This window comes from Kitasatospora sp. GAS1066B (genome assembly GCF_041262605.1).
Taxonomy (GTDB): Bacteria; Actinomycetota; Actinomycetes; order Streptomycetales; family Streptomycetaceae; genus Kitasatospora.
This window is the reverse complement of sequence record NZ_JBGCCO010000026.1, coordinates 17979-35783: the sequence shown is the minus strand read 5'-3', so window position 1 is coordinate 35783 and position 17805 is coordinate 17979. Positions and strand designations below refer to the sequence as shown.

Sequence of the window (17805 nt, the reverse complement as noted above, 5' to 3'; positions counted from 1 at the left end):
CCGGCCCCGGGTCCGCCGCAGACCGCGTAGGTTGGGAGAAGATATGGGTGTTTTCAGCTGGTTCCGTCGCCGTACCGCCGAGGTTCCGCAGGCCGCGGACGGCGGATCGGTCGCCGTGCTGGCTCCGCCGGAGCAGGAGCCGGCGGAGCCCGGGGCGACCGACGGCGGGCGGCAGGAGTCGCCGCCCGGCGTCCCGGCCGCCCGGACGGCCCCCGAGGCCGAGTCGGGCGAGTTGCTGACCGGGGCCGGCGCCGTCGATGCGGGCGGGGCGCTGCTCGACGCGGCGGCGCATCTCACGCCGGACGTCGCCGAGTTGCTGGCCGCGGCGCTCGCGGCGGCCGCGCAGAGCGTGGAACCGGCCGAGGACGCCCTTCCGCAGAGCCGACCCGAGCGGCCTGACACAGGAGACGACGCCATGGGCCTGATGGACAACCTCAAGGGCAGGGCTGAGGAGCTCAAGGACAAGGCCAGCCAGCTGGCGGGCCAGCACAACGAGAAGATCGACGAGCTGGTCGACAAGGCCGGCGACGCGATCGACAAGGCCACCAAGGGGAAGTACAGCGACAAGATCGCCACCGGGACGGGGAAGGCCAAGGGCGCGGTGGACGGCTTCGCGGAGAAGGGCCCGCAGGACGAAGGCCGCACCGGCGACGAAGGCCCTGCCGACGAGGCGGGCCCGCAGGGCTGATCCAGGAGTTGATCCGCAGCTGATCAACAGTCGGGGGGGGGGGGGGGGGGGGCCCGGCCGCCCCCCCCCCGGGGGGGGGGGCCGCCGCGCGCCCCCCCCCCCCCCCCCCGACTGTGCCGATCAGCGCCGATCAGCGCCAGGAGGCCACGAAGTAGCCGACGCCGTACGGGGCGTCCTGGTAGCGCAGCCGCCCGCCGAGCCCGGCCCCCTCACCCGCCCCGGCCAGCACCTGCCACGGGGCCCGGCCCGCGGCCAGCAGCTCGGCGCCGAGCCGTGGGTCCAGCGCGGCCAGCGCGGCGGTGTCCGCCGCACCGAGGGCGCGGGCCACCCCGGCGTCGAAGCCCTCGGCCCGCTCGTCCAGGTAGCCGGGCGCCTTGACGGAGCGTCGTGCGCTCCCGTCGCCGAGCACCAGCAGTCCGACCCGGTCGGCTAGCCCCGCCAGTCCCTGGCCGAGGCCGAGCATCCGGTCCACCGGCGCGTCACCGGGCACCGCGCAGGCGTGCGTGGGCAGCGCCGCGCCGGCCTGGTCCAGCAGCCAGGCGCCGACGGAGAGCGCGGGGCTGAGCTCGGGCCCGTCGACCCCGCCGGAGGGCAGCCGCACCCCGAGCGGGACGCCGAAGCGGTGGAAGGAGCCGGCCCCGCCCTCGGTCCACACCTCGGCCTGCGGACCGTCGCCGACCAGTACCAGCAGCTGCAGGTCGGCGGCCAGCAGCTCGCCGACCGCCTCGGCGCAGACCGACCGCAGGCCGTCCAGCTCCGGGGCGGCACCAGCGGCCACCTCGGGGACCAGCAGCGGGGGGCAGGGGCAGACGGCAGCGGCGACCAGCATGGTGATCACTCTAGGGCCTCACTGACGAGAGGCCGTGGCCGTCTGCCCGGCCGGCGGATCAGTCGCAGCCGCAGCCGTTGCCGGGCGCGGCCGCCAGCGGCGCCGGAGCGCCGATGCCGGGCAGCCCCAGCATGACGCCGGCCGGCTTGGCGGCGGGGGCGGCGTTGCGCTTCTCCCAGGCGTCGCCGGCCCGGGTGCGCCGGACGCCCAGCGTCGGGCCCTCGGCCAGCAGGTGGTGCGGGGCCGCGTAGCTGATCTCGACGGTCACCACGTCACCCGGCCGCACCGGCTCGGCCGGCCTGGTGAAGTGGACCAGCCGGTTGTCGGGCGCGCGGCCGGAGAGCCGGTCGGTCTGGTCGTCCTTCTTGCCCTCGCCCTCGGCGACCAGGATCTCCAGACGGCGGCCGACCTGCTTCTTGTTCTCCGCCCAGGAGATCTCCTCCTGCAGCGCGATCAGCCGCTCGTAGCGCTCCTGGACCACGGCCTTGGGCACCTGGTCCGCCATCTCGGCGGCCGGGGTGCCGGGGCGCTTGGAGTACTGGAACGTGAAGGCGTTGGTGAACCGGGCCTCGCGCACCGTGTGCAGGGTCTGCTCGAAGTCCTCGTCGGTCTCCCCGGGGAAGCCGACGATGATGTCGGTGGAGATCGCGGCGTCCGGCATCGCCTCGCGGACCTTCTTGATGATGCCCAGGAACCGCTCCTGGCGGTACGAGCGCTTCATCGCGCGCAGCACGGTGTCCGAGCCGGACTGCAGCGGCATGTGCAGCTGGTGCATCACGTTCGGGGTCTCGGCCATCGCGGCGATCACGTCGTCGGTGAAGTCGCGCGGGTGCGGGGAGGTGAAGCGCACCCGCTCCAGGCCCTCGATCTGGCCGCAGGCCCGCAGCAGCTTGGAGAAGGCCTCGCGGTCGCCCAGGTCCGAGCCGTAGGCGTTGACGTTCTGGCCGAGCAGCGTCACCTCGATGACGCCCTCGCCGACCAGCGCCTCGACCTCGGCGAGCACGTCGCCGGGGCGGCGGTCCTCCTCCTTGCCGCGCAGCGCCGGGACGATGCAGAAGGTGCAGGTGTTGTTGCAGCCGACCGAGATCGCGACCCAGGCCGCGTAGGCGGACTCGCGGCGGGTGGGCAGCGTGGAGGGGAAGGTCTCCAACGACTCCAGGATCTCCACCTGGGCCTTGCGCTCCACCCGGGCCCGCTCGAGCAGCGCGGGCAGGTGGCCGATGTTGTGGGTGCCGAAGACCACGTCGACCCAGGGCGCCCTGCGCACGATGGTGTCGCGGTCCTTCTGGGCCAGGCAGCCGCCGACGGCGATCTGCATGTCCTTGCGGCCGGCCTTGGCCGGGGCCAGCTGGCCGAGGTTGCCGTACAGCTTGTTGTCGGCGTTCTCCCGCACGGCACAGGTGTTGAAGACCACCAGGTCGGGCTCACCGCCCTGGTCGGCCTTCACGTATCCGGCGTCCTCGAGCAGCCCGGCCAGCCGCTCGGAGTCGTGGACGTTCATCTGACAGCCGTGCGTGACGACCTTGTAAGTTCGCAAGCTCTCTCCCATACCCACAGCAGCAAGGGTAAGGGCAGCGCGGCGCGCTCCCGGTGGCACGTGGTGGCGAGATGGGCCCTCCCCCTCCCGTCCGCGGGCTTCTCCTGGCAGGATCCCCCGCATGACCTCGACCACCGCCTGGCCGCGCCGGACCCGCCGACGCCGGCTCTGGCCGCTGCTGGCCGCCCTGTTGCTGCTGGTGGTGGGCGCGGTCGGCGGCTGGTGGCTGACCGCCGGCCGACCTGCCGGCTACCCCAAGGGGGTCGACGGCTTCGCGACAGGTGTGCCCGAGGGGGTCTACACCCAGTACGGCGAGCTGTTGCAGGGGTACCTGCACACCACGATGCCCGGCGTCGAGCTGCGGCTGGACGCCAGCCAGGGCTCGGTGGACAACCTGGAGCGGGTCGCCTCGGGGCAGGACTCCTTCGCGATAGCCACCGCCGACGCGGTGGCCGAGTTCCCCGGCCCGGGCAAGGGCAAGCTGCGGGCGATCGCCCGGCTCTACGACGACTACCTGCAGCTGGTGGTCCCGGCCGACTCCCCGGTGCAGTCGGTGGCCGACCTGAAGGGCAAGCGGGTCGGGGTGGGCGAGCCCAAGTCCGGGGTGAACCTGGTCACCCGCGAGCTGCTCATCGCCGCCGGCATCGACCCGGACACCGGCATCACCCCCGCCCCGCTCGGCGTCGGGGACGCGAGCACCCAGCTGGCGGACGGGCGGTTGGACGCCTTCTTCTGGTCCGGCGGGTTGCCGACCAGCGCGCTGACCAGCCTGGCGGCCAAGTTCCCGATCCGGATCGTGCCGCTGGGCGACCTCACCGACAAGCTGCACCAGGCGAGCAGCGACACCGACGCCTGGCGCACCGCCGTCCTGCCCGCCGGGGTCTATCCGAAGACCCAGGCCGTGCTCACCATGGCGGTGCCCAACCTGCTGATCACCCGCGACGACGTGGATCCCGGGCTGGTCGAGGGCCTGACCCGCGCGGTGATCGACAGCCGGGACCCGATCGGCACCCAGGTGCACGCGGCCCAGCTGGTGGACCTGCGCACCGCCGTCTACACCGACCCGCTGCCGCTGCACGACGGCGCCGAGCGCTACTACCGGTCCGTCAAACCCTGAGGGCGACCGACCGGGCGTCAGTGCTCGCGCGGGACGATCAGCGCGACGGCAAGCCCCCGGGGCTCGGCCGGGGCGAACTCCAGCGAGCCCCCGCCGGCCAGCAGCAGGGTGCGCGCGATGGACAGGCCCAGGCCCGAGCCGTCCACGTTCTGGTGCCGGGCGCTGCGCCAGAACCGGTCACCGACCCTGGCCAGCTCCTCCTCGGTGAGCCCGGGCCCGGAGTCCGTCACGGTGATCGCCACGTCGCGCTTGCGCACCTGCAGGGTGACCGCCACCGTGCCGTCGGCCGGGCTGAACTTGAGCGCGTTGTCGAGCACCGCGTCCAGCGCGCTGCCGACACCGATCGGGTCCGCCCAGCCGCTGGCCGGCGGCGGCGTGCCGCAGGCCAGCCGCACCCCGCGCTGGGTCGCCAGCGCCTGCCAGGCGTCCACCCGGGCCAGCACCAGCGCGGTCAGGTCCACCGGCTCCGCTTCGGGGCGGCCGCCCTCGGCGGTGGCCAGGCCCAGCAGGTCGTCCAGCACCCGGGCCAGCCGGACACCCTCCTCGCGCACCTGCGACAGCTCGGCCTCGTGCTGCTCGGGCAACTCCAGGCCGAGCAGCTCGACCCGGAGCAGCAGCGCCGCCAGCGGGTTGCGCAGCTGGTGCGAGGCGTCGGCGACGAAGGCCCGCTGCTGGTCGAGCGCCAGCACCACGTGGTCGGCCATGTCGTTGAAGGAGGCGGCCAGTCGCCGCAGCTCGGGCGGGCCGCCGGACGACGCGACCCGGGCGTTCATCCGCCCGGTGGCGATGTCGTGGGCCGCCCGGTCCAGGGTGCGCACCGGGCGCAGCATCCACTCGGTCAGCCGCACCGCGAGCAGCACGGCGGCGATCATCGCGATCGCCTCGCCGCCACCCAGCAGCAGCCAGCGGTGCAGGATCCGCGAACGCAGCGCGGCGGTCGGCGACTCGGTGACCACCAGGGCCACCACGTCGCCGTCCCGGACCACCGGGGAGGCGATGGTCAGGGTGCGGTCCGGGGTCCACGGCCAGACCTGCGGCGGGTTGTGGCTGCGCCGGCCGTCCCTGGCCTCCTGGACGGCCTCGGCGCCGCTGCCGCTGGTCGGCAGGTGCCAGTCGGCGGGAGCGATGGCGAGCTGGCGGCCGTCGGCCAGGAACAGGCCGATCCGCACCCCGTAGAGCTCCTGGTAGCGGGAGGCCTCCAACTGCAGCTCGCGCAGCTGGATGGCGCTCGGGTCGGTCGGGACGGCCGGATCGGAGCCGACCGCGCCGCGCGCCGGCAGGCCCTGGGTGGGCAGTTCCTGGGCGAACCGGGCCACGTCGTCCATCCGGTCGACCACGGTCCGGCTCTGCTCGGCCGCGGCCATGTCGGCGGCCAACGGCACGCCGAGGGCCGCCAGGACGGCGACCATCAGGGCCAGCAGAATGCCGAGCAGGCGGGTGCGCATGGGCTAGCTCGCGCTCTCCGCTCCGGCCGCGCCGTTCTGTTGGGTCGGCGACTGGGGCAGCAGCCGGTAGCCGACCCCGCGCACCGCCTCGACCAGGCCGGGCAGCGCGAGCTTGGTGCGCAGCGAGCCGATGTGCACCTCCAAGGTCCGCCCGTTGCCCTCCCAGCCGCTGCGCCAGACCTCGCTGAAGATCTGCTCGCGCCGGTAGACCACGCCCGGGCTCTGCGCGAGCAGCGCGAGCAGGTCGAACTCCTTGCGGGTGAGCGGGACCTCGCGGCCCTCCACGCTGACCCGGCGGCGCTCGCGGTCGATGCTGATCCCCCAGGACTCCAGCGAGCCGGGGCCGGCCGGCGCCGCCGGGCCGTCGGCCGCGGCCGCCGCGGGCTGGAAGCGCCGGGCCACCGCGTGGATCCGGGCCAGCAGCTCGCCCATGTCGTAGGGCTTGGTGATGTAGTCGTCGGCGCCCAGGTTGAGGCCGTGGATCCGGGAGCGGATGTCGGCCCGGGCGGTCACCATGATCACCGGAACCCCGCTGCCGGCCCGGATCCGGCTGCACACCTCGAAGCCGTCCCGGTCGGGCAGGCCGAGGTCCAGCAGCACCACCCGGTAGGGGTCGCTGCCGTCAGGCACCAGCGCGTCGAGCGCCTCGTGGCCGCTGCGCGCGTGCCGCACCTGGAAGCCGTGCCGACTGAGGACGGCGACCAGCGCCGCCGCCACCCGGTCGTCGTCCTCGACGAGGAGCAGCCGCATCCCACATCCTCCCGATCGGGTCCCGCTCCGGCAGCCCTTGGCTGTCGGCGAAGCGGCCATCCTCCCCCACCGCCCACCGTCGCGGCCAGCCCTCTCGGGGCGAGCGCGGGGCACGTGGCCCTTTCGTAATCCTCAAGTTCCGCTCAGAACACCTTCCGGCGGCCGTTCGGCCGACTTAGGGTCTCAACATCGGGGGCTGCAGGCTCCGCCGGCCCCAGCCCCCGATATCCAGCCTGGTGATCGTCCGCCCGGGCCCGCGTGCCGGCGCTGCCGCGCCCCCGCCACGCCGCGGGCCCATCCGAAAAGATCCGCCGTACAGGCCCTAGCCGCACCGCGCGTGGCCACCGGATCGAGCCGCTCGGACGCCGCGGCACGAACCGGCGCACACCGGTCGCTGCTTGACGGACTCCCAGGCACTCTGTTGCATTGCTCTTCGTGACACCACCCGGGACCTGCGCCGCTCCCCCCGCCACCGGTTCGCCTGCGACCTGCCCCGACCCGCGGTGCGGAGGCCGTCCGTGGACCCGGTGATCGTGGTGGGCGCCGGTCCGGTGGGCCTGGCGATGGCGCTGGCGCTGGCCCGCCACGAGGTCCCGAGCATCGTGCTCGACCAGGGCAGCGGGGTCTGCCCCGAGGGGCCGCGCAGCGCCGTGCTCGGGGCGGAGAGCGCCGCCTTCCTGGAGCGGCTGGGCTATCCGCGGGCCGCTTCGGACGCCGCTCGCTGGGAGCGGCTGAGCGTCTGGCGGCGCCGACAGCAGGTGCTGGAACTCGATCTGACGGATCATCCGGTCCTGCACCTGCCCCAGCACCGACTGCAGCGCGGGCTGCGGGACGCGGCCACCGCGACCGGGCTGATCCAGCTGGTGCCGCACTCCCGGGTGGAGGAGATCGACCAGGACCGGGACGGTGTCAGCGTGCGCAGCAGACACCCGCAGGACGGCACCGACACCTGGTGGCGGGCCAGCCACCTGGTCGGCTGCGACGGCGCCCGGTCGGTGGTGCGCAAGCTGCTGGGCATCCGGTTCCCGGGGCGCCCGGCGGTGGACCGGCACGCGATCGCCACCGTCCGGGTCGACCTGCCGTTTCCCGGCGAGGCCCGGCTGCACCGCGAACCGCCCTGGCGCGGCGACCGCGAGGCCTCGGCCCGGCCGCTGCCCGACGGCCTGTGGCGGCTGGACTGGCGCCTGCCGCTCGGCCGGCCGGTGCCCAGCGAGCCGGTCGACCCGCACGCCACCTGGCCCGGCCTGGTCACCGGGGACACCCTGCTCACCCGCGTGAAGGCGACGCTGACCGGCTGGTGCGGCCAACTGCCGCGCTACGAACTGCTGGCCGCCGCCGACCACACCGCCCAGCAGCGGCTCGCCGCCCGGTTCCGCAGCGGCCGCTGCTTCCTGGCCGGCGACGCCGCCCACCTGCACGGCGCGCTCGGCATGCAGAACCTGGCCGACGGGCTGCGCGATGTGGACAACCTCGCCTGGCGGCTCGCGGTCGCCTGGCACCTTCCGCCGGCCTTCGGTAGCGAGCAGTCCGGCGGTTCCCTGCTGGACGGGTACGAGGCGGAACGGCGCGGGGCGGTCGGCGCCCGGCTGCGCGCGGTGGACCAGGCGATGCCGCTGCTGCGCCCGCTGCGCGGCTGGCAGCAGACCCGGCGCTCGCTGCTCACCGGCTCGTTCCGCAAGCACGCGCCGCTGCTCACCGACGGACTGCTCGGCACCGGGCGGTTCGGCGGCGCCCCCGCCTACCCGGCCGCACCCTCAGGGGTGCCGGGGCGGGCCGGCGCGGTGCCGGTGCAGCGCGCGACGGGGCGCGGGACGGCGCTCAGCGAGCAACTGCCGGCCACCGCGCCCGGGGTGCTGGTGCCGAACGTCCCGGTGGTCACCACCGAGGGCGCCGCCGACCAGCTGTACGCACGGCTGGGCACGACCTTCCTGCTGCTGCTGGTGGCACCGGGCACCGCCGTCTGGTCGGCCGAGCGCTGGATGGGCGCGGGGCTGATGCCCCGGTTGGCGGAGGTGGCGGCGGCACTGCCGGTGCCGACCGAGGTGCTGGTCACCGAGGAGTACCCGGGAGCCGGGGCGCACACCGTGCTGCTGGTCCGCCCGGACGGGCATCTGGTCGGGATCACCCAGGGCTGCAGGGCCGAGGACCTGCAGGCGCTGGCGGACGGGGCACGGGGTGGGCCGAGCCCGCTGGCCGGCGCCGAGCGGTCGGCCTGAGGCGGCCGAGCTGACGCAGGATCAGCTACCGACGCACCGTCAGCCGCCGCCGAGCGACCAGTCCTCCAGCTCCTCGGCGCTCTCCCCCTCGGCGTCCAGCACCTCGCGCACCACCCGGAAGGCGAGACCCTCCGAGTAGCCGCGGCGGGCCAGCAGGCCGACCAGGCGGCGCATCCTGGCCTGCCGCTCCAAGCCCGCGGTGGTGCGCAGCTTGCGCTCGACCAGGGCTCGCGCGGTGGCCGCCTCCTCGTCCGGGTCGAGCTGCGCCACCGCCTCCTCGACCAGCGCACCGGCCACCCCCCGGGTGCGCAGTTCCCGGGCCAGCGCCCGGCGGGCCAGCCCGCGACCGGCGTGCCGGGACTCGACCCAGGCGGCGGCGAAGGCGGCGTCGTCGATCAGGCCGACCTCCTCGAAGCGGGAGAGCACCTCCTCGGCCACCTCGTCCGGGATCTCCCGCTTGCGCAGCGCGTCGGACAGCTGCTTGCGGGTGCGCGGAGTACCGGTGAGCAGGCGCAGGCAGATGTCCCGGGCCCGGGCGGCCGGATCCTGCTCCGCCGCCGCGGTTGCGCGGGAGCGGCCCGGCTCGCGCGCGGCCCGCGGCTGACCGGGCTCCCGACTCGCCCGCGAGCGCCCCCCGCGAGCGCCCCCCGTTCGCTCGCCGAAGCCGCGCTCCCCCGAGTCGCGTCGAGTGCTGCCGGACGAGGCGGCGCCGCGTCGACCGGCCCCACTGCGGGCGCGGCCGGACGACACGGACGGCTCGGCGGACGCCGCTCCCTCCTCGGCGTCCACCACCCAGTCCGGGCGCTCGCCCTCCTGCTCCCCCTTGACCGCGACGGCCTCGATCGGCCAGTCCTCGATCTGCCGACCTGGCCGCTCCGCAGGCGTCGAGCCAGGCTCGGGCGCCGATCGGGCAGCGCGACGCGGACGGTCGGCGCCGGGCTCGGGGGCGAGGTCGAAGCTCTCGCCCCCGACGCCGCTGGCACACCAGTCGCGCGGCCCCCACTCCTCCGACTTCGCCGACTCGCCCCCCGACTCACTCCTCATCAGTCGCTCAGGCCTTCGCGGCCGCCGCCTTCTTGGCCGGGGCCGCCTTCGCCGCGGTGGCGGTGATCGGCTTGACCGCACCGTCCGCCGCCTCGCCGGCTGCGGCGGCCGGAGCGGCAGCACCCTCGACGGGCGCGTCCGGGTCGACCCCGATGCCCAGCTTGACCTTGATCTTCTTCTCGATCTCCTCGGCCAGCGCCGGGTTGTCGCGCAGGAAGTTGCGGGCGTTCTCCTTGCCCTGGCCGAGCTGGTCGCCCTCGTACGTGTACCAGGCACCGGCCTTGCGGATGAAGCCGTTCTCGACACCCATGTCGATCAGGCCACCCTCCCAGCTGATGCCGTGCCCGTAGAGGATGTCGAACTCGGCCTGCTTGAACGGGGCGGCGACCTTGTTCTTGACCACCTTGACGCGGGTGCGGTTGCCGACCGCCTCGGTGCCGTCCTTGAGGGTCTCGATCCGGCGGATGTCCAGCCGCACCGAGGCGTAGAACTTCAGCGCCCGGCCACCGGTGGTGGTCTCCGGCGAACCGAACATCACGCCGATCTTCTCGCGCAGCTGGTTGATGAAGATCGCGGTGGTGTTCGACTGGTTCAGCGCACCGGCGATCTTGCGCAGCGCCTGGCTCATCAGGCGGGCCTGCAGACCCACGTGCGAGTCGCCCATCTCGCCCTCGATCTCGGCGCGCGGCACCAGGGCGGCCACCGAGTCGATGATGATCAGGTCGATCGCGCCGGAGCGGATCAGCATGTCGGTGATCTCCAGCGCCTGCTCACCGGTGTCCGGCTGGGAGACCAGCAGCGCGTCGGTGTCGACGCCGAGCTTGCGGGCGTACTCCGGGTCCAGGGCGTGCTCGGCGTCGACGAACGCGACGGTGCCGCCGAGCTTCTGCGCGCTGGCCGCGGCGTGCAGGGTCAGCGTGGTCTTACCGGAGGACTCGGGGCCGTAGATCTCGACCACCCGGCCGCGCGGCAGGCCGCCGACGCCGAGCGCGACGTCCAGCGCGGTGGACCCGGTGGGGATCACGTCGATCGGGGCACGGGACTGGTCGCCCAGACGCATCACCGAGCCCTTGCCGAACTGCCGCTCAATTTGGGCGAGTGCGGTCTCAAGAGCCTTCTCGCGGTCCGTGCCTGCCATGGCTTCCACCCTCGGGTTCTGTGCTGTGCGCTTCATCGTCCTCGACGCTAGCGCGTCCCACCGACAATCCGCCCCGATCGGGCTCGGCCTGTGGAAAACTCGCCGGGAAACCAGTATAGGGAACATCAGTTCGATATTGATCGCACGCCCGCCCCCAGCACACGAACCGGGCCTCAGCGGCTCAGCGCAGCCGCGCCGAGACCCCCATCGCCTCGCAGAGCACCCGCCACACGTCCTTGGCCTCCCAGCCCGCGTCCAGCGCCTGGTGCACCGTGCGGCCGCCCAGCTCGCTCATCACGTGGTCCCGGGCGAACGACTCCGCGTACCCCGCGCCGAAGTGCTCGTCCATCCGTCGCCAGAACTCGGTCAGCCTCATGCCGCCCAGTATCGCCCGGGCCGGCGGACCCGCTCAGTGCGGCAGCGCGACGATGCCCGCCCCGTAGCTGCGCCGGTCGCGGCAGAGACCGGCGCCGACCGGGCAGTTCGCCCTGGCCTGGGCGAGCAGCAGCTCGCGCAGCCGGTCCGGGCCCCAGCCCGGATGCAACGCGGCGGCCACCGCGATCGCGCCGGTGACGTGGGCGGCGCTCATCGAGGTGCCGGCCAGCGCCGCGTACCGCCCGCCCGGCCAGTCCGAGACGATCGCGTCATCCGGCCCGCCGTCCGGGTCGCCGCCGGGGGCGGCCAGCGCGATCCGCCCGTCACCGTAGTTCGAGTAGCCGGCGATGGCGCCGGTCCTGGTGACCGCGCTGACCGACAGCACTCCGGGCAGTTCGCCGGGCAGCCGGACGCACTCGGTGCCCAGCCGGCGGTCCTGCGCCGGACCGGAGAGCCGGTCGTTGGGGCTGCGCTGGTCGACCCTGGTCCCCGCCAGGTCCTGCCCGTCGTTCCCGGCCGAGGCGACCACCAGGGCGCGGCGCTGGGCGTAGGCCACCGCGCGGCCCACCGCCAGGATCATCGCGCGCTGGTCCGGGTCCTCGGGGCAGTTGTACTTCCACGGGTCGGCGAAGTAGCTGTCGTTGACCGCCACCGCGCCGCGGTCGGCGGCCCAGAGCAGCCCGCAGACGATGTTCTCCGGGTAGTACTGCCCGAGCGGGCCGAGCAGCCGCACGGCCGCGATCCGCACCCCGGGGGCCACCCCGACCACCCCGTGGCCGTCCCGGGCCGCTCCGATCAGCCCGGCCACGTGCGTGCCGTGGCCGCTCTCGGTGACCCCGCTGTCGGGGCGCCAGGAGCCGAACCGGGCGTCGGGCCGACCATCGGCGCAGGAGGCCGAGTCACCGGGGCTGACCGCGTCCCGCAGGTCCGGGTGGGTGTCGTCGACCCCCGAGTCCAGGACGGCCACCAGCACCTGCCGGAGCGCCGCCTGGCGCGCGGCCTCCCGGGTGGCGGTCGACACCGGCGCGGCGAGCAGCGCGGCCGGGGCCTGGACGGTCGGCAGGCCGCCCATCATGGCGAGGTTCCAGCCGGCCTGCTCCCCGGGGTCGGGCACGGTCGGCGTGCTGTCGCCCTCCATGCCGTCCGCCGCGTTGCCACTCGTCACGAGCGCTTCGCCCGCGCGGCCGCCCCCGGTGAAGCGGTCGGCGCCCGGCCGGCGGAAGTCCCCCGAGCCGGCCAGCGCGCCGGGCGGCCCGGGCACCGTGGCGGTCCGGGTGGCCCCGACGGCGGCGATCCCGGGGCGGGCGCGCAGTCGGGCCGCGAACCGACCGTCGTTCGCGTAGGCGAGGACCGCCCCGATCTGCGGATAGTCCTGCACCACCTGGCCGCCCACCGCGCGCACGGCGCTCTGCGCGGCGGCGGCGCCCTGCGCGTCCAGCCGGTCGGCCAGCACCAGGTAGCTGAGGTAGCCGCGCCCGGCCCCGGAGAAATAGGGGACCGCGCCGCCGAGCAGCAGGGCCGCCGCGAGCACGGTCGGCGCGCTGCGCAGCAGCAGCGCCCGGCGACGCAGCGGACGACGGGAGACCAGTCGCACCTCGGCCATCGGGTGTCCTCCGCTCCTCGGGCGGGCCTGCACGCGCCCCGCACGAAGCCTCACCCTATGAGCGGAATAAGTGATTTGCGCCTTTTATGACCTTGCCGCGCAGCCATCCGGCGGTACCCGCGCGGCCGTCGCTGTCAGTGGCAGGCGGCACCATGGGGGCATGGTGGAACAGCACCCCCACTCCGACCCGCTGGCCGGCTTCGCCCCGGCCACCCGGGCCTGGTTCGAAGCCGCCTTCGACGGCCCGACCAGCGCCCAGGCCGGCGCCTGGGCGGCCATCCGCGAGCGGGCCGACGTGCTGGTGGTGGCCCCCACCGGCTCCGGCAAGACGCTGGCCGCCTTCCTCTCCGCCCTGGACCACCTCAGCAGCACCCCACCGCCCGCCGAGCCCCGCAAGCGGCTGCGGGTCCTCTACGTCTCCCCGCTGAAGGCCCTCGCCGTCGACGTCGAGCGGAACCTGCGCGCGCCGCTGGCCGGCCTGCGCCAGGCATCGATCCGGCTCGGCCTGCCCGAGCCCGAGGTGCAGGTCGGCATCCGCTCGGGCGACACCCCGGCAGCCGACCGGCGCAAGTTCCAGAGCCACCCGCCCGACATCCTGATCACCACCCCCGAGTCCCTCTTCCTGCTGCTCACCTCCGCCTCCCGGGAGGCCCTGCGCGGGATCGACACGGTGATCCTGGACGAGGTGCACGCCGTGGCCGGCACCAAGCGCGGCGCCCACCTGGCGCTCAGCCTGGAGCGGCTGGACCAGCTGCTGGAGCGCCCGGCCCGCCGGATCGGCCTGTCCGCCACCGTCCGCCCGGTCGAGGAGGTGGCCCGCTTCCTGAGCCCGCAGCGCGGCGCGACCATCGTGCAGCCGCCCTCCGCCAAGGAGTTCGACCTCTCCGTGGTGGTCCCGGTCGCCGACCTGGCCGAGCTCTCGCCCAACCCGTCGACCGACGATCCGGCGGCCAAGGCCTCGATCTGGCCGCACGTCGAGGAGCGGATCGTCGACCTGGTCCAGGCCCACCGCTCGACCATCGTCTTCGCCAACTCCCGCCGGCTGGCCGAGCGCCTGTGCAACCGGCTGAACGAGATCGCCCACGAGCGGGCCACCGGCACCCCGCTGCCCGAGGCGCACGCCCCCGCCCAGCTGATGGCCGAGGCCGGCGCCGCCAAGGGCGCCCCGCCGGTGCTCGCCCGGGCCCACCACGGCTCGGTCTCCAAGGAGCAGCGCGCCCTGGTGGAGGAGGAGCTGAAGGCCGGCCGGCTGCCCGCCGTGGTGGCCACCTCCAGCCTGGAGCTGGGCATCGACATGGGTGCGGTCGACCTGGTGGTCCAGGTCGAGTCGCCGCCCTCGGTCGCCTCCGGCCTGCAGCGGGTCGGCCGGGCCGGCCACCAGGTCGGCGCGGTCTCCACCGGAGTGGTCTTCCCCAAGTACCGCGGTGACCTGGTGCAGTCCGCCGTCGTCGTCGAGCGGATGCGGGCCGGGCGGATCGAGGCCCTGCGGGTGCCGCGCAACCCGCTGGACGTGCTGGCCCAGCAGTTGGTGGCGATCACCGCGCTGGACACCTGGGACGTGGACGAGCTGCTCACCCTGGTCCGCCGGGCCGCCCCGTTCGCCACCCTGCCGCAGTCCGCCTTCGACTCGGTACTCGACATGCTGGCCGGCCGCTACCCCTCGGACGCCTTCGCCGAGCTGCGCCCCCGGCTGGTCTGGGACCGGGTCGCCGGCACCGTCACCGGCCGCCCCGGCGCTCAGCGGCTGGCCGTCACCTCCGGCGGCACCATCCCCGACCGGGGCCTGTTCGGCGTCTTCATCGCCGGCTCCAACGCATCCGATGCCAAATCCGCGAAGAAGGGCGGCGGCCGGGTCGGCGAGCTGGACGAGGAGATGGTCTACGAGTCCAGGGTCGGCGACGTCTTCACCCTGGGCACCAGTTCCTGGCGGATCCAGGAGATCACCCACGACAAGGTGCTGGTCACCCCCGCTCCGGGCGTGCCGGGGCGGCTGCCGTTCTGGAAGGGCGACTCGCTCGGCCGCCCGCTGGAGCTGGGCCGGGCGCTGGGCGCCTTCGTCCGCGAGCTGGGCGGCCTGCCCGAGCCCGAGGCCAAGGCGCGCCTGCTGGGCGCCGGCCTGGACGACTGGGCGGCCGGCAACCTGCTCGGCTACCTGGCCGAGCAGCGCCAGGCAGCCGGCCACCTGCCGGACGACCGCACCATCGTGGTCGAGCGGTTCCGCGACGAGCTGGGCGACTGGCGGATCGTCATCCACTCCCCGTTCGGCGCCCAGGTGCACGCCCCCTGGGCGCTGGCGCTCGGCGCCCGGCTGCGCGAGCGCCACGGCCTGGACCCGCAGGTGATGCACGGCGACGACGGCATCGTGCTCCGGCTGCCCGATGCCGACCTGCTCGCCCCTGACTTCGATTTCGGGGGCCCGTCAGCCGCGGCCCCCTCACCTGACGAGGCGCCGGTCGGTGCCGACGCCGCGCTGTTCGACCCCACCGAGATCGAGCAGCTGGTCACCGACCAGGTCGGCGGCTCGGCGCTGTTCGCCTCCCGGTTCCGCGAGTGCGCGGGGCGCGCTCTGCTGCTGCCCCGGCGCAGCCCCGGCAAGCGCACCCCGCTCTGGCAGCAGCGCCAGCGGGCCGCCCAGCTGCTGGAGGTGGCCGGCGAGTTCGGCTCCTTCCCGATCGTGCTGGAGGCGGTCCGCGAGTGCCTCCAGGACGTCTTCGACCTGCCCGGCCTGGTCGAGTTGATGCGCGACCTGGAGTCGCGCGCCGTGCGCCTGGTCGAAGTCACCACCCCCGAGCCCTCCCCCTTCGCCCGCTCGCTGCTCTTCGGCTACGTCGCCCAGTACCTCTACGAGGGCGACTCCCCGCTCGCCGAGCGCCGGGCCGCCGCGCTCGCGCTGGACTCCCGGCTGCTCGCCGAGCTGCTCGGCCAGGCCGAGCTGCGGGAGCTGATCGACCCCGCGGTGCTCGCCGAGCTGGAGGCGGAGCTGCAGCGGCTCACCCCGGAGCGCCGGATCAAGGACGTCGAAGGGGTCGCCGACGCGCTGCGCCTGCTCGGCCCGCTCAGCACCGCGGAGCTGGCCGCGCGCGGCGCCGAGCCCCAGTGGCCCACCGAGCTGCAGGCCGCCCGTCGGGCCATCCAGGTCAAGATCGCCGGCGAGCAGCGCTGGGCCGCCATCGAGGACGCCGGGCGGCTCAGCGACGCGCTCGGCACCCCCCTGCCGGTCGGCATCCCCGAGGCCTTCACCGAGCCGGTCAAGGACCCGCTCGGCGATCTGCTGGCCCGCCACGCCCGCACCAACGGCCCGTTCACCGCCCAGCGGGCCGCCACCCGGTTCGGCCTGGGCACCGCCGTGGTGACGGGCGCGCTGCAGCGGCTGACGGCCGCCGGGCGCCTGGTGGCCGGCGAGTTCCGCCCGGTGGAGGCCGGCGGCACCGGCGAGCCCGAGTGGTGCGACGCGCAGACCCTGCGCCGGCTGCGCCGCCGTTCGCTGGCCGCGCTGCGCCAGGAGGTCGAGGCGGTGCCACCGCGCGCGCTGGCCGCCTTCCTGCCCCAGTGGCAGCATCTGAGCGGTCATCAGCTGCGTGGCGAGGACGGCCTGTTCCGGGTGGTCGAGCAGCTCCAGGGCGCCGCCGTGCCCGCCTCCGCCCTGGAGCGGTTGATCCTCCCCGGCCGGCTGAGCGACTACCAGCCCGCCCTGCTGGACAAGCTGATGGCCGACGGCGAGATCGGCTGGTCGGGCGCCGGGGCGCTGCCCGGCAAGGACGGCTGGATCAGCCTGCACCTGGCCGAGAACGCCGACCTGCTGCGCCCCGATCCACTCCCGCTGACCCTCACCCCGCAGCACGAGGCGCTGCTCCAGGCGCTCTCCAGCGGCTATGGAGTCCTCTTCGAGCAGCTGCGCGGGCAACTGCCGGACGAGCCGCCGGCCGAGCTGGTGACGGCGCTCTGGGACCTGGTCTGGGCCGGGCGGATCACCAACGACACGCTCGGCCCGGTGCGCGCGCTGCTCGGCTCGGCCCGTACGGCGGGCGCCACCGCGCACCGGGCGCCGCGCGGTGTCCCGCGCGGACGCTACGGCGCGCTGGGCCGCACCCCGGCCAGGCCCGCCGACCCGACGGTGGGCGGCCGCTGGTCGCTGCTGCCCGAACCGGCCGAGCCGACCGCCCGGGCCGCCGCCCAGGCCCAGGTGCTGCTGGACCGGCACGGGGTGCTCACCCGGGGCACCGCGCAAGCCGAGCGGGTCCAGGGCGGCTTCGCGGCGGTCTACCGGGTGCTCTCGGCTTTCGAGGAGCGCGGCCGGGCCCGCCGCGGCTATCTGGTCGAGGGGCTCGGCGGCGCCCAGTTCGCGCTGGACGGCGCGGTGGACCGGCTGCGCTCGGTCAGCGGCCGGTTGGAGCGGGCCGCCACCGACTGGCCCGGTGCCGCCGGCCCGGCGGCGGCCGAGCCTGCCCAGCCGCAGACCCAGCTGCTGGCCGCGGCGGACCCGGCCAACGCCTACGGGGCCGCGCTGCCCTGGCCCGAACCACCGGGCGAGCAGGCCACCGCGCACCGCCCGGGCCGCAAGGCCGGGGCGCTGGTGGTGCTGGTTGACGGTGATCTCACGCTCTACCTGGAGCGCGGCGGCAAATCGCTGCTCTGCTGGACCGAGGACGAGACGGTCCTGACGGCAGCGGTGCGGGCGCTGGCCGAGGCGGTGCGGCGCGGCCGGCTCAGCGGGCTCACGGTGGAGCGGGCGAACGGCGAGGCGGCGCTGGGTTCAGCGCTGGGCGCCGTCCTGGAGGCCGGCGGCTTCCATGCCACCCCGCGCGGGCTGCGGCTGCGCGGTTAGTCGGCGCCGGGGGCGCACCGGCTGCCGATCGCTGTGCACCGGCAGCACGCCCAGGCCCCAACCGCCCAGCGTGAGCAGGGCGAACAGTGCACCGGACCCGCCAGGGAAGGCTCCTTCGGGCAGCAACCACCAGCACAGGGCGCCGGTGATCACGGTGCCCAGCAGCAGGAACGACACCAGTCGACGCGGATCGCGCGCAGGCGATAACCGTCGAGCGCCACGGCCTATTCGGCCGGCA

Annotated in this window: 13 protein-coding genes; 4 read left to right on the top strand and 9 right to left on the bottom strand. The window is 75.1% G+C overall.

Annotated elements, in window-relative coordinates:
- Positions 1-43: 43 nt before the first annotated feature.
- The gene (locus tag ABH937_RS26675; RefSeq protein WP_370219724.1) at positions 44-688 is read left to right on the top strand and encodes an antitoxin; all 645 of its coding nucleotides are present in this window, start codon (positions 44-46) and stop codon (positions 686-688) included.
- A gap of 130 nt (positions 689-818) precedes the next feature.
- Here ABH937_RS26675 and ABH937_RS26670 read toward each other — a convergent pair whose 3' ends face one another.
- Together ABH937_RS26670 and miaB are read right to left on the bottom strand one after the other, a co-directional pair.
- Positions 819-1517 (bottom strand): hypothetical protein, encoded by a 699-nt coding sequence (locus ABH937_RS26670; RefSeq protein WP_280693749.1) that lies wholly within the window; start codon positions 1515-1517, stop codon positions 819-821.
- A 58-nt stretch (positions 1518-1575) separates the two neighbouring features.
- Positions 1576-3066, bottom strand: coding sequence for a tRNA (N6-isopentenyl adenosine(37)-C2)-methylthiotransferase MiaB (miaB, locus tag ABH937_RS26665; protein ID WP_370219761.1), 1491 nt, complete (start codon positions 3064-3066; stop codon positions 1576-1578).
- Between the two features lie 109 nt (positions 3067-3175).
- Between miaB and ABH937_RS26660 the strand changes: the two genes are divergently transcribed.
- Entirely contained in the window at positions 3176-4171 is a 996-nt protein-coding gene (locus ABH937_RS26660; protein WP_280693750.1) for a TAXI family TRAP transporter solute-binding subunit, read from the top strand.
- A gap of 17 nt (positions 4172-4188) precedes the next feature.
- On the opposite strand, the gene ABH937_RS26655 is transcribed toward ABH937_RS26660, so the two are convergent.
- Both ABH937_RS26655 and ABH937_RS26650 read right to left on the bottom strand, forming a co-directional pair.
- Positions 4189-5616, bottom strand: a complete 1428-nt coding sequence (locus ABH937_RS26655; RefSeq protein WP_280693751.1) for a sensor histidine kinase — start codon at positions 5614-5616, stop codon at positions 4189-4191.
- Between the two features lie 3 nt (positions 5617-5619).
- Complete coding sequence (locus ABH937_RS26650; protein ID WP_280693752.1) at positions 5620-6366, bottom strand: response regulator transcription factor; 747 nt, start codon at positions 6364-6366, stop codon at positions 5620-5622.
- A gap of 518 nt (positions 6367-6884) precedes the next feature.
- Here ABH937_RS26650 and ABH937_RS26645 point away from each other — a divergent pair.
- Complete coding sequence (locus ABH937_RS26645; RefSeq protein ID WP_370219723.1) at positions 6885-8582, top strand: FAD-dependent monooxygenase; 1698 nt, start codon at positions 6885-6887, stop codon at positions 8580-8582.
- Positions 8583-8621: 39 nt separating this feature from the next.
- Here ABH937_RS26645 and recX read toward each other — a convergent pair whose 3' ends face one another.
- The 4 genes from recX to ABH937_RS26625 form a co-directional block, all read right to left on the bottom strand.
- Entirely contained in the window at positions 8622-9626 is a 1005-nt protein-coding gene (gene recX / locus ABH937_RS26640) for a recombination regulator RecX (protein WP_370219722.1), read from the bottom strand.
- A gap of 7 nt (positions 9627-9633) precedes the next feature.
- A complete protein-coding gene (gene recA, locus ABH937_RS26635) occupies positions 9634-10764 on the bottom strand; it encodes a recombinase RecA (protein ID WP_280693755.1) in 1131 nt (376 codons plus the stop codon).
- A gap of 181 nt (positions 10765-10945) precedes the next feature.
- Positions 10946-11140, bottom strand: coding sequence for a DUF3046 domain-containing protein (locus ABH937_RS26630; RefSeq protein WP_280693756.1), 195 nt, complete (start codon positions 11138-11140; stop codon positions 10946-10948).
- 33 nt (positions 11141-11173) lie between these two features.
- A complete protein-coding gene (locus ABH937_RS26625; RefSeq protein ID WP_370219721.1) occupies positions 11174-12742 on the bottom strand; it encodes a S8 family serine peptidase in 1569 nt (522 codons plus the stop codon).
- Between the two features lie 160 nt (positions 12743-12902).
- On the opposite strand from ABH937_RS26625, the gene ABH937_RS26620 reads away from it, so the two are divergent.
- Positions 12903-17567: an ATP-dependent helicase gene (locus ABH937_RS26620; protein ID WP_370219720.1), complete on the top strand. Its 4665-nt coding sequence runs from the start codon at positions 12903-12905 to the stop codon at positions 17565-17567.
- Here ABH937_RS26620 and ABH937_RS26615 read toward each other — a convergent pair.
- Complete coding sequence (locus tag ABH937_RS26615; protein ID WP_370219719.1) at positions 17496-17744, bottom strand: hypothetical protein; 249 nt, start codon at positions 17742-17744, stop codon at positions 17496-17498. The two genes, ABH937_RS26620 and ABH937_RS26615, sit on opposite strands and share 72 nt — an antisense overlap.
- Between the last annotated feature and the right edge of the window lie 61 nt (positions 17745-17805).